This window comes from Amycolatopsis sp. NPDC023774, from assembly GCF_040639695.1.
GTDB lineage: Bacteria > Actinomycetota > Actinomycetes > Mycobacteriales > Pseudonocardiaceae > Amycolatopsis.
In genome coordinates this window covers 1-12,314 of the sequence record NZ_JBFAAJ010000005.1, presented here as the reverse complement: position 1 = coordinate 12,314, position 12,314 = coordinate 1, and the positions used below count along the sequence as shown (strand labels likewise).

7 protein-coding genes are annotated in these 12,314 nt (G+C 71.3%); all 7 read left to right on the top strand.

Annotated features, from left to right (window positions below):
- Positions 1 to 7 precede the first annotated feature (7 nt).
- On the top strand, positions 8 to 1,384 hold the full coding sequence (gene eccD / locus AB0F91_RS14820) for a type VII secretion integral membrane protein EccD (protein ID WP_360598282.1): 1,377 nt from the start codon (positions 8 to 10) through the stop codon (positions 1,382 to 1,384).
- Between the two features lie 15 nt (positions 1,385 to 1,399).
- Positions 1,400 to 1,669: a type VII secretion protein EccB gene (locus AB0F91_RS14815; protein ID WP_360597862.1), complete on the top strand. Its 270-nt coding sequence runs from the start codon at positions 1,400 to 1,402 to the stop codon at positions 1,667 to 1,669.
- Positions 1,670 to 1,745: 76 nt separating this feature from the next.
- The gene (locus tag AB0F91_RS14810) at positions 1,746 to 4,820 is read left to right on the top strand and encodes a hypothetical protein (RefSeq protein WP_360597861.1); all 3,075 of its coding nucleotides are present in this window, start codon (positions 1,746 to 1,748) and stop codon (positions 4,818 to 4,820) included.
- Between the two features lie 31 nt (positions 4,821 to 4,851).
- Positions 4,852 to 8,172, top strand: coding sequence for a right-handed parallel beta-helix repeat-containing protein (locus AB0F91_RS14805; protein WP_360597859.1), 3,321 nt, complete (start codon positions 4,852 to 4,854; stop codon positions 8,170 to 8,172).
- Between the two features lie 11 nt (positions 8,173 to 8,183).
- Positions 8,184 to 8,582 carry a YbaB/EbfC family nucleoid-associated protein gene (locus AB0F91_RS14800; RefSeq protein ID WP_360597857.1) on the top strand — a complete coding sequence of 133 codons (399 nt, stop codon included), beginning with the start codon at positions 8,184 to 8,186 and terminating at the stop codon, positions 8,580 to 8,582.
- The gene (locus AB0F91_RS14795; protein WP_360597855.1) at positions 8,579 to 9,019 is read left to right on the top strand and encodes a hypothetical protein; all 441 of its coding nucleotides are present in this window, start codon (positions 8,579 to 8,581) and stop codon (positions 9,017 to 9,019) included. Before AB0F91_RS14800 ends, AB0F91_RS14795 begins: the two co-directional genes overlap by 4 nt.
- 40 nt (positions 9,020 to 9,059) lie before the next feature.
- A partial coding sequence (locus AB0F91_RS14790) for a hypothetical protein (protein ID WP_360597853.1) occupies positions 9,060 to 12,314 on the top strand: 3,255 nt, incomplete at its 3' end.

The following is a 12,314-nucleotide window of genomic DNA, read 5'->3' as shown; positions in this document are numbered from 1 at the left end:
GACAGCCATGCAGGGCGAGCTCTGCCGGATCACGGTGTACGGGCCGCAGGGGCGGGCCGACATGGCCGTGCCGATGTCGGTGCCGCTCACGAGCCTGCTGCCGGTGCTGCTGCGCCACACCGGCGGCCGCGAGGACCTGGCCGACACGTGGGTGCTGCAGCGCCTCGGTGAGGCCCCGCTCGACGCGGCCGGCACGCCGGAGTCGCTGGACTGGAAGGAGGGCGAGGAGTTCCACCTCCGCCCCCGCCAGGATCCGCTGCCGGAGCTCGACTTCGACGACATCGCCGACGGCATGGCCACCGCCGTCAGCCGCCAGCCCGGGCGCTGGAAGCCGGAGTTCAACCGCTGGCTGTTCCTCGGGTTCGCGATCTTCGCGCAGGTCGTGCTGGCGTGGCTCCTGCTCATGCCGGGTCCGCTGGGCCTGTCCGCGATCGGGACCGCCGTCGTGGCGCTGGGCCTGGTCGTGGCCGCGGTCGCGTGCGGCGTGCGCACCGAGGACGAGGCGCTGCTCCTGTTGCTCGGCCTCGGCGGTTGCGGGTTCGCGGCCATCGCCGGGGCCGTGGGCGTGGCCGGCGTCGGCGCCGCATTCGACCTGCAGGGCGCGCCGATCCTCGTCGGCTCGCTGACGTTCGCGCTGGCCGGTGGCCTGCTCATCGGTGGGCGCGCCGCGTGGTCGCGGGGGCTGCCGTTCGTGCCGTTCGGCGCGGTGGTGGCGACGGGTGTCGCCGGCGCCCTCTCGATGTGGCTGCACCTCGGCGCGGGGCTCACCACGACACAGACGGCGGGCCTCGTGTCGGCCGTGCTCATCGCGTTGCTGGTGTTCGCGCCGCGCATCGGCATCCGGTTCGCGCGCATCCGCGGTCCGCAGCTGCCGCGCACCGCATCGGAGCTGCAGTACGACATCGAGCCCGCGCCCGCGGAGCAGATGGTGCGGCAGACGGCCTACGCCGACGGCTACCTCACGATCTTCTGCATCGCGTCGGCGGTCGTGTTCACGGGTGCGATCCCGTTCCTCGCACAGCAGGACCTGTTCCCGAAGCTGCTGGCGTTCCTCGTGGCCGCGGCGGTGCTGATGCGCTCGCGGGCGCTGCTCGGCGCGTGGCAGCGGGTGCCGCTGTCCGTGGCCGGCTCCGTCGGGCTGGTGCTGCTCGCGCTGTCGCTGGTCGACCCGATGGCGGCCAACTGGCGCGGGGTGTCGGCCGGCGGGCTGGCGCTGGTGTTCTTCCTGCTGGTGCTGGCGATGCTGCGGCCGCCGCCGCGGCGCCTGCTGCCGATCTGGGGCCACCTGGCCAACTGGACCGAGACGTTGAGCGCGGTGGCGGTGATCCCGATCCTGCTGCAGCTGTTCGGGGTCTACGGCTGGGCGACCGGGCTCACGGCGTGAACGGGGTGAGCTGAGATGGTGCAGACACAGAAGGACCACGTCGAGGCGTACTCCTTCCTCATCGGACGGATGACCTCGGCCCTGGTGCTGGGCGACGCGAGCCACCTCGACGTGCCGGCCAAGCGGACCTGGAACGGCCTGCTGGGCGGGGCGTTGCTGGGACTGCTGATCGTGGTCGGGTTTTTCCTCTACGGCCTGATCGCGCATCACGCCGGCGGGATCGCGCCGTCTGCACCAGTGGGGGGCACCGGCGGGCCGTCCCACACGGTGCGCATCCCGACGTGAACCGATAGACCTACGCCGCACATGACAGCTGTACCGGGAGCTCGGGCCGGTGCCGGTAGGAAGGACGAAGGTGAACATGGACCTCTCGCTGGTGCGTCGCGGGACCGGTGCCTCCGGTACCACCCTCGACAAGCAGACGGTCGGGAACGCGCTTGTCGTCCACCCTGCGACCGGGATGACCGACGAGGCCCAGGCGCTCGCGCTGGGCGTCGCGGCCGACACCGAGCACGACCTGGTCGTCGTGGACCTGCCGGTGGACTCGCCGATCTCGCTGTGGGAGTCGGTGGCGAAGGTCCTGCCGCGGCGCCGTCGTGGCGTGCGGCTGGTGATCGGCGGACGTTCGCGCGAGACGTCGGCACTGGCGGGGCAGTGGCTGTCGGAGCGGATCAACCGCACGGTGCTCGCTCCTGACGGTTCGGTGATCCCGAGCGCCGGCGGTGCCCTGTTCGTCCACTCCGGACGCGGCAGCGGCTGGGTGAAGTTCCAGCCGGGGCGCGCGCCGAAGTGGGAGGCCAAGCGGTTCCCGCGGCCGTCGTGGGACTCCGGGCTCACGGCGGAGCTCACGTCCACGAGCTCACGCGGGGTCGCGGAGCCGTTGCCGGGTGGGTTGTGGGTGCGGCCGGTCGGGTTCGACCAGGGCCAGCGCGCGCACCGCGCGGCGCTGGTCAAGGGCCTGCCCGCGCAGCACGACACGATGACGATCGTGCTGGGCTGCCCCGGCTGCCCGCCGTTGACGCTCGACGACGCGGCCCGCCTGTGGGTGCGGCTGCCGGAGAACGTGCGGGCCAACGCCCGGTTCGTGCAGTACGGCCCGATGTCGGTCCCGGCCGGGACGACGCTGGGTCAGGCGTTGGCGGACCTGCTCGGCAAGGAGGTCGCGTTCTACACCGGCCTGCCCGTCGGCTCGCCGCAGCTGGTCGACGTGCGCACGGTGCTGTTCGACGGACGGCTCGGCTGGACCACGTTCGTGCGTGAGATCGGCTACCAGCCGCGGGTGCAAGGCGGGCCGGTGCAGGCGCCTCGTCTGCTCAGCCACCGCGCGCCGATCCACGGCCTCAACGAGGTCGCCCCGGCCGTGTACTGGTACTCGCCCGACGCCGTGATCGAGGTCGTGCAGTCCGGTCTGCTGGTGCGCTCGCCGCACGACGGCCGCGACACCCCGGCCGTGCGTGCGCTGATGCTGGACAACTCGATCAACAACCTCACTTTCGACGCGGCGAGCGAAGCTGCTGTAGACCGCATGCGGATGCTGGCCCAGGACGTGCTCGCGCGGCTCGACGAGAACACGCGGCGGATGAGCCGCGTGCTTCCCGCGCACGCGCTGCTGGCCGAGCGCGGCCGGGTGCAGGTGACGACCAAGGCGCTGGCCGAGATCGAGCAGGGCGACGCGGCTCCGGCCCCGGCACTGCTGGAGGCCGCCCCGACGGAGGTCGTGGTGCCTGGCGAGTACAAGCCGGCCGCGCCCGTGGACCTCGAGGTGGACGTCACGCCGGAGCCGGCCTTGCTGCGGTCCGAGCCGACGATCACGCAGCGCCTCGACCCGGGTGTCGGGGTGCCGCGGTCGCTGGCCGGGGTCGGCAGCCCGGTCACGATCACGACGGCTCGGCCGCAGATGGTGCCCGTGGGGGAACCCTCCGGCGGTCCGTTCGGGGACGCGCAGGGTGACAAACCGGCGGGCCGTCAGACCGAGCAGCCCGGTGGTGCAGGGTTCGCGGGTCCGGCCGGCCCCACCGTTCCTCAGGGCGGGGCCGAGGTTCCGGCTGCGCTGGCGGGTCCGTCGGCGCCGTCGAAGTTCGCGGCGCCCGAGGGTGGGGCTGAGGTCCCGGCTGCGCCCGCGGGTCCGTCGGCGCCGCCGAAGTTCGGGGTGCCGGGCGGTTTCGCGGGCTCGGGCGTGCCGGTTCCTGGTGCGCCGACTGGGTTCGCGGGTCCGGCCACGCCGATTCCGCCTGTTGCACCGCCGGTCGGGATGCCGCCGGCTCCGGTGGCTCCGCCCAGCCCGGCCGCCGTGCCCGTGTCGATGCCACCGGTCGCGACCCCGCCCGTGGGGATGCCGCCCGCTGCTACGCCGCCGGCCGGAGTGCCGCCGGCAGCCACTCCGCCCGCCGGAATGCCGCCGGCAGCCACTCCGCCCGCCGGAATGCCACCTGTCGCGGAGGTGCCGCCGGTGGCGCCCCCGTCCGTCGAGGCGCCGACCGTGCAGGGACCGGTCGTTCCCGTCGAGAGTACGGAGACCACCGAAACCACCGAAATCACCGGAGCCGCCGAAACCGCTGAGAACGCTCAGGCCGGCCAGAACGCGCCGACCACCGAAGCCGCCGCCGAGCCGGTCGTTCCGGCCGAGCAGGGTGAAGCCCGCCTGCAGCCCACCCCGGGTGCCGAGGCGACGGCGCTGCTGCCCAAGCGTGGCGCGGAGAAGGAACGCGAGTGGCTGCGCAAGTCGCTCGGCGCGGAGTACGGCCTGATGTCCAACGCCGTCGCCCGCATCCTGTCCGAGCACCCCGGGTTCCAGGGGGCGCTGTCGACGTCGTCCGCCGAGGTGCTCACCGACGCCGTCGCCGTGCAGCTGTACCTCTCGGCCAAGGGTGCGGCCATCGACGGCGCGCTGCGCACCGGAGCCAACGGGCCGCACGTGCCCATCGCGCGCTGCGTGGTGGCGGGCCTGAGCCGGCTGCCTTCGCACCGCGGCCCGGCGACGTTCGCGACGTCCGTGTCGAAGTCCGAGTGGGACCTGTTCCGCTCGCGGAAGGTGCTCACCGAGTGGGGTTTCCTCAACACGCTCACACAGCCGTCGTCCACTTTGGCCGGCGATACCGACGTGCTGGTCTGGTCGATCACGGCCCGGCGCACGAAGCTGCTGGAACCCACCGCCGGTGGCGTGGAGAACCGGGTGCTGTTCGTGCCCGGCACGAGTTTCAAGGTGCTGGACCTGCGCGAGCCCGCCGAGGGCGTGCGCGGGCTGGTGCTGCTGCGGGAACTGACGTCGAGCGAGGTGGACGAGACCGGCAAGGTCGCGTCCGACCGGATCTCGCTCGACGAGCTGGCGCTGGTGTCGCTGCGCCGGGAGCTCGAGGTGTGGGCCGAGGCCGAGGGCCGGGACCCGATCGCCGAGGTGTCCGCGCCGCGGTTCGGGGCGCTCCCGGGGCTGGTGTGAGCGTGGTGTCGAGGCGGGAGAGGCGAATTCGATGAACCGACAGTTGCTCGTGGTCGGCGGTGATCGGCCGGGGGCGTTCCCGACCATCGGCGCCGCGCTGGCGCAGGCGCAGCCGGGGGCCACGATCAGCGTGAACCCGGGCCGCTACGAGGAGAACCTCGTGGTGGACCGGATGGTTTCGCTGGTCGCCGAGCAGGGTGCGGGCACCGTCGAGGTCGTGGCGAGCGAGGGCAGCGTGCTCGTCGCCAACGCCGAAGCGGTGCAGCTGCGCGGGTTCACGCTCACCAGCACCGACAGCAACCTCGTGGCCGTCGACGTCGTGCGCGGCGAGGCGGCGCTGGACGGCTGCCGGATCTCCGGCGCCTCCTGGGCGACGCTGCTCGCGCGCCTGCAGGGCCGGCTCGCGTTGCGCGGCTGCACGGTGACGAGCTCGGCGGGCGCCGGCGTGGTCGTGGCTTCACCTGCGCAGAGCACGATCGAGGACACGGAGATCCTCGACGCGGCGTCGTCGGGGATCGTGGTGGCCGAGGTCGGGTCCGTGGTGCTGCGCCGGTGCGCGGTGCGCCGTCCGCAGGGCAACGGCATCTGCGTGAACGGCGAGGCCGTGGCGGTGATCGAACACTGCGAGATCACCGGCGCGCAAAAACCCGCGATGGTCGTGGAACAACAGGGCCGCGCAACAATCACCGGTCTCACCGTGCGCGAAAGCGCAAACGTTGACCTTTATCTCACCAGCCAGGGCCGGATCTCGGTCGCGAGCTCACAGTTCGTCGCCGCGCCCATGCAGGCCGCGCACGTGGCCGGATCGTCGGCGCCGCTGCTGCGCGAGTGTGTGTTCTCCGGTGCCGAGCGCAACGCGGTGCAGGCGACGGCGAACGCGGCGCCGGAGTTCGTGGACTGCACGTTCGAGGGCTCGCCGGTCGCGATCCTCGTCGACGGCGAGGCGACGCCGAAGTTCGAGCGCGCGACCGTGCGCGGTTCGACACAGACGGCGGTGCTCGTGAACGCCGATGCGGCCGTGAAGATCACCGGCCTGCGGCTCAACACCGAATCCGGGCCAGGCATGGTCCTTTCCGGACAGTCGCGAATGGAGCTCGCGGACGCGTCGATCGAGACCGGCCGCGAGGCGGGCCTGGAGGCGACCGAGTCGGCGCGGGTGACCGTGGCCGACATCAGAGTGGGTTCCACCGCCGAACACGCCGTGACGCTCGGGGCGAGCACGCCGTCGTCACTCACCTCGGTGCTGGTGCGCGGCGGCGGCCTCCGTGTGTCGGGCCCGGCCGAAAGTTCTTTGCAGGACTGTGAAATCGCCGAGGCGAAGGCCGACGGGATCACCGTCACGGGCGGTTCCGTGCTGAGTGCTTCGCGGTGCCGCGTGCGCAGTGCGAAGCGTAACGGTGTCGTGCTGGAAGAGGGGTCACGCGGGTCGCTCGTCGAGTGCGAGGTGCTCGGCGCGGGTGGCGACGGGTTCCTCGTGGATACGCGCGAGCCGGTGACGATCCGCGACTGTGTGGTCAACGACGCGGGCGGCGAAGCCGTGCACCGGCTCGGGGACGACCAGGCGACGGTGGAGAACGTGAGCACCGACCAGGTGCGGGCGGAACCTTCGAGCGGGTTGTCCTCCGAGTTCCCGTCGACGCCCGACCAGCCGGCCGGCCCGCAGAGCGTGAGTGACGCCGCGGGTGAGGTGCTGGACGGGCCGCTGGGTGAGCTCGAGTCGCTGGTGGGTCTGGCCGGGGTCAAGAAGGAGGTCACCGGCCTGATCAACCTGATCAAGATGTCCCAGATGCGGGAACGCATGGGGCTGCCGATGCCGCCGATGAGCCGCCACCTCGTGTTCGCGGGTCCTCCCGGCACCGGTAAGACCACGGTCGCGCGCCTGTACGGCACGGTGCTGGCGGAGCTGGGCATCCTGTCCAAGGGCCACATGATCGAGGTCGCGCGCCAGGACCTGGTCGGTCAGTACATCGGTTCGACGGCGATCAAGACCACCGAGGTGGTCGAGAAGGCCATCGGTGGCGTGCTGTTCATCGACGAGGCGTACACGCTGGCCGCGGGTTCGGGTGGGTCCGGTCCGGACTTCGGGCAGGAAGCCATCGACGCGCTGATGAAGATCATGGAAGATCAGCGTGACTCGCTGGTCGTGATCGTCGCGGGGTACTCGGAGCAGATGGAGCTGTTCCTGCAGTCCAACCCCGGTCTGGCGTCGCGGTTCACGCGCACGATCGAGTTCCCGAACTACAGCGTCGACGAGCTGGTCACGATCACGACGGGGTTGACGCGCAAGCATTACTACGAGCTGACCGACGACGCGCTGCAGGCGCTGCGCGAGTACTTCGAGCGGGTGCCGAAGGACTCGACGTTCGGTAACGGGCGGGTGGCGCGCAAGCTGTTCGAGGCCATGGTGAACAACCAGGCTTCGCGGTTGGCGTTGCAGCCGCCGTCGAAGGACTCGGAGCTCAACCGGCTGACGGCAGAGGATCTGCGGGCGGAGCTGGTGCAGCTGCCGGCGGCGGCCGCGGCGGCGGTGTCGGTGGGTGCCGACCCGGCGGCGGCCGTCGGCGCGAGCACCGGCTGGAACCGCCTGCGGACCCTCGTCGGCCAGGCCGGCGTGCGGGAGAACGCGCAGCGCCAGCTGGTGCGCCTGGGCGGGCTCAAGCAGGAGCGGCAGCCGCTGGGGCACCTGGCGAACCTGGTGATCAGCGGCGAACGCGGGTCCGGGCGGGCCGAGTTCGCGAAGCTGTACGCGTTGAGCCTGGCGGAGCTCGGGCTGGTGAACGTCGGGCAGCTCGTGCGCTGCTCGGTGGCCGCAGACCTGTACCCGCGCTGGCCGGGGCAGGCCGAGTACCTCGTGCGCACGGCCATGAACGACGCCGGCGGTGGTGTGCTCGTGCTCGATGTGGACGGCGACTGGGAGATCGCGACGCACAGCTCGGGCGCGGAGGTCCTCGAGGCCGTCGCTGAAGCGGTGACGCGCCGTCCGGCCGACCCGGTCGTGGTGCTGACCGGGCAGACGCAGCGCGTGGCCGCGTTGCTGGGTGTGGTGCCGACGTTGCGGAGTTCGTTCACCGTCGGGTGGGAGCTCGGCGAGTACACAGTGGACGAGCTGGCTGAGATCGCCGTGCGGCTGCTGGTGCGGCGCGGTCACGACGTTCCTGACGATGTGCGAGACGCGCTGGCTCACGAGCTGGCGGCGGCCTCCGAGCACACCGTGCACGCGGCCCACGAGCTGGCACGGACGCTGTCGGTGGCGGCGGCGTCGCGCACGCTCGCGGCCGCAGACCTGCGCGGGATCCGTCCACCTGAGACCGGAGCGCTGGCGCTGGGCCCGGGCCTGGCGTCGGTCGGCTGAGGAGGTAACGCATGAGTTCGCCGTACCAGAAGATGCTGGACGAGGCCATGGGCGCCTACCAGCAGCAGCGCGAGCGGTTCGAGGAGAACCGCAAGCAGGTGGATTCGCTCACCTCCAGCGCCACGTCCGCGCGGCGCGAGGTGACCGCGACAGTGTCGCGCACCGGTGAGCTGACCGAACTTTCCTTCCCCACCAGTGTGTACAAGAGGATGGCGCCGGCCGAGCTGGCGGCGGTGATCGTGAAGACGGTCGAGGAGGCGCGGCAGAAGTCGATCAGCGCCTCGGCGGAGGCGATGGCACCGATGCTGCCGCCCGGGCTCTCGGCGCAGGACTTGATGAGCGGCCGCGTGGACGTGCGGGCGTTGTTCTCGGGACGTGTTCCCGGCATGGAGGAAGGAACCCAGGCATGACTGACGACTTCTTCGTCGACGCGGACGGACTCACCAACAGCGCCAACGGCTTTGCCCAGAAGGCGGGCGAGCTGCAGAGCCTGGCGCAGCGTGTGCAGGCCCTGACCAACCCGAGCACCGTGCTGGCGGCGACCGGCAACGACAAGAACGGCTCGAACTTCGCCAACGTCCACCTCGCGGCGGCCGGCAAGATCTACAACGGACTCGACGCGTGGGCCAAGGCCGTGGACGGCACCACCACGGCGGTGCGCGACATGGCCGACTCGTTCCGCGACGTCGACGAGGGAGCGACGGAGCTCGCGGGGTCGTTGCGGACGGACTTCACGCAGCTGAACTCGGACGTCGGCAGCGGTGGCGACGGTGGTCCGGCCGAGCCGTTGCGGGCGCGCGAAGGCACCGCGCTGAATCCGACGATTCCGCCGAAGCCGGCTCACTGAGTCCTTTGTAGACTGAAAGTGGTAGGGGGGTGAACCCGCGATGAGCCTGATGGTGGATCCGAGCCTGAACTGGATCTTCTACATCATCGCGGGTGACGCCTGGCCGCAGGGCGACGAGGACGCCATGCGCGCGCTGGCCGACGAGTGGGACGACGTCGCCCGGCGCGTGGCCGAAGCGGGCACCGGCTTCAACCAGATCGCGGGCCGCGTGGCCGCGAACGTCGGCGGCGACGTGCAGAAGAACTTCGTCGACTTCGCCAACAAATTGGGCACGATGGGCACGGACTTCATCGTCGCCGCGCAGGGCCAGGCGCAGGCGTTGCGGGCGCAGGCACTCGACGTCGAGAAGTCCAAGTACAGCATGTTGATCGCCATCGCGATCACGGCCGCCGACATCATCTGGGCGATGTCGAACCCGTTCACGATGCCGCTGGTGCCGGAGATCTTCGCGGCGGGGCGCACCGCCGTCGTGGAGATCGAACGGACGCTCATGCAGCGCCTGATGAACCTCGCGACGCACCTCGCGGAGGCGGCCGCGGAGGAGGCGGCGGAAGAGATCGCGGAAGAGATGCTCGCTCAGGTCATCCAGATCGCGCAAGGAAATCGCCACGGCCTCGACGGCAAGGCCATCATGCAGTCCGGCGTCCTGGGCGGCATCGGTGGCGCCTTCGCCCACAACTTTCACGGCGCCATGAACAAGTTCGACAACAAGTTCGGCACCAAATTCGGCAAGAACGTCTGGGGCGCCGCCGCCAACGAGGCCACCACCGAAGTCGTCGTCGGCGGCGCAGGCGCTGCCATCTTCGGCGGCGACACCGACAGCCTCGGCTGGGGCGCCCTCAACGGCGGCCTCTCCGGCGCCGCCTCCCACGGCGCTCACCACGCCGGCCAATCCCTCCACGACTCCCTCAATGGCGCAGGCGACGGGCCGACGGCCAAGGGGCCCAACGGCCCGGGAGACATGGGCGGTATCAACGGGAACCCGAATCTAGGGAATCTTTCGGTGCCCCCGCCCCCGCCCCCGCCCCCGGCCGCGGGCGGCTCTGGCGGCCACGGCGCCGGCGGGTCCGTTGGGTCCGGTGGCCTCAACGGACCCGGCGCCAGCACAGGCGGCGGCGACACGGGTGGCGGCGACACCGGCGGTGTGAACTCCGGCAATAGTGCGACCGGCGGCGCGAACAGCGGTGGCGGTGCCAACTCGGGCAATGGTGCGACCGGCGATGCCAACACCGGTGGCGGTGCGAACTCGGGCGCTGGAAACACAGGCAACACAGGCGCCGGTAACTCGGGCAACGCCGGCGCGGGAAACACCGGCACTGGAAACACCGGTGCCGGTAACACTGGCAACACGGGTTCCGGCAATGCCGGTGGCGGCAACTCGGGGAACACGGGCGCTGGAAGCACTGGCAACGCGGGTGGCGGCAATACGGGCAATGCCGGTGCCGGCAACACAGGCGCCGGCAACACAGGCAACGTGGGTACCGGCAACACCGGTACCGGAAACGTGACCGGCGACACCAGCTCAGGTAACACGAACACCGGAACCGGCAACACCGGCTCGACCGGAACCGGAAACACCAGCGGCGACAACCCCGGCGCCAACAACAACACCGGCTCCACCGGCGGCTCGAACGGCAACTCGACCACCGGCAGCGGCGACACCGGCTCGAACGGCACCCCGAACACCGGCACCGGCAACGCGAACGCGGGTGCGGGCAACATCGGCACGGGCAACCCGAACGCCGGCACGGGTAACACCGGCGATACCAACACGAGCACCGGCAACACCGACACCGGTTCGGGCAACACCGACACCGGCGCTGGCACCAACGGCAACACCGACACCGGTTCGGGCAACACCGACACCGGCGCTGGCACCAACGGCAACACCGACACGAGCAACACCGGTGATACGTCGGTACCACCGCCCTCGTCGCCGAACTCGGTCAACACCGGCGGCCCGGTGCCGGCGCCTTCGGTTCCGGGCGGCGTGAACTCCGACATCGGCGACACCGCCACACCCCCACCTGCCCCAGCCACACCACCACCTGCCATGGCCGGGGACCACTCGGCGCCCCAGCACGACACTGGTCTCCCCGGCTTCGGCGGCAACCAGATCGCCGGCCAGAACACCGCGCCGCCCGACGTCCCCACCAGCGGAAACACCACCCCATCGCCGGACACCACGACCGGCCCGAACACCGGCACCACCAATACGGGCGCCGACTCGACAACGGGGAACCCAGGCTCCGGCACCGGCACCGGCACCACCAACATGGGCCCCAACCCGACGACGAGGAACCCGGGCACCACCGGCCCGGACACGGGACCCAACACCGGCGGTACGAACACCGGCCCCAACGCCACCACGAACCCGGGCACCACCGGCCCGGACACGAGCACCACAACCGCCACCGGGCCGAACACCACCTCGAGCCCCACCACCAGCGCGAGCAGCAACACCGGCTCGAACAGCACCACGAGCGCGAACACGGGCTCGAACACCGACACCGCCTCGAACCCGAACACCAAGACCGGAGCCGGCACAACCTCCGACACGGGCTCGACAAAGGCCGCTCCGCCGCCGGTCGCGGGGAGTGTCAGTGGGGTTCGTTCGACGGCGGGGCCAGGCCAGGACGGCGAGAACGGCCCGACGGACGAGCGGACGAGCGTCGGCGGGCCGGACCTCGGCCCAGGCCGCGTGCCGGTGAACACCTCGCCGGTGTCGGCGAACCCCGCGCCCACCGCCGTCACTGCCTTCCCTTCGCCGAGCCCGGTTCCGGCCGGCGGTGGCAAGGGGAATCCGTCGACGAAGCAGAGCCGGGACACCGAAAACTCGACGAAGTCCACTCCCGCGCCGAAGATCGACACGACGCCGGCTCCCGCGCCCAGTGCGTCGATCAACACCGAGCCCACACCGGCGCCACGGACGGACAGTGGTCAGGACACCAGGCCGAAGGCCGCCACCGCGACGAACCCGGCCCCGCGGCCGGCGGCGAACACGAAGACCAGCACCAACGCCGACACAGTCACCAGCCAAGGCGCGAACCCCCAGCCGAGTCCCCGCCCCACCCCCGGTTCGAAACCCGCCGGCATCAAAACCGGCAGCGACGCACCGCGCCCCCGCAACCTGCACACCCCAGCGCAAGCGCCGAGGCCGAAGCGGGGCAACCAGGCCACGAGTACGAGCTCCAACACCACGAACACCAACGCCGGCCCTGGCCCCAACGTCGGCAAGGTTCCGCCCGTGGCCGGTGGCAAGGACGATTTCAAGCTGGCCCAGGAGAACTTCAAG

Coding starts and splice junctions, on each gene's coding strand:
- eccD (WP_360598282.1), top strand. CDS start 8: ATGCAGGGCGAGCTCTGCCGGATCACGGTGTACGGGCCGCAGGGGCGG.
- AB0F91_RS14815 (WP_360597862.1), top strand. CDS start 1,400: ATGGTGCAGACACAGAAGGACCACGTCGAGGCGTACTCCTTCCTCATC.
- AB0F91_RS14810 (WP_360597861.1), top strand. CDS start 1,746: ATGGACCTCTCGCTGGTGCGTCGCGGGACCGGTGCCTCCGGTACCACC.
- AB0F91_RS14805 (WP_360597859.1), top strand. CDS start 4,852: ATGAACCGACAGTTGCTCGTGGTCGGCGGTGATCGGCCGGGGGCGTTC.
- AB0F91_RS14800 (WP_360597857.1), top strand. CDS start 8,184: ATGAGTTCGCCGTACCAGAAGATGCTGGACGAGGCCATGGGCGCCTAC.
- AB0F91_RS14795 (WP_360597855.1), top strand. CDS start 8,579: ATGACTGACGACTTCTTCGTCGACGCGGACGGACTCACCAACAGCGCC.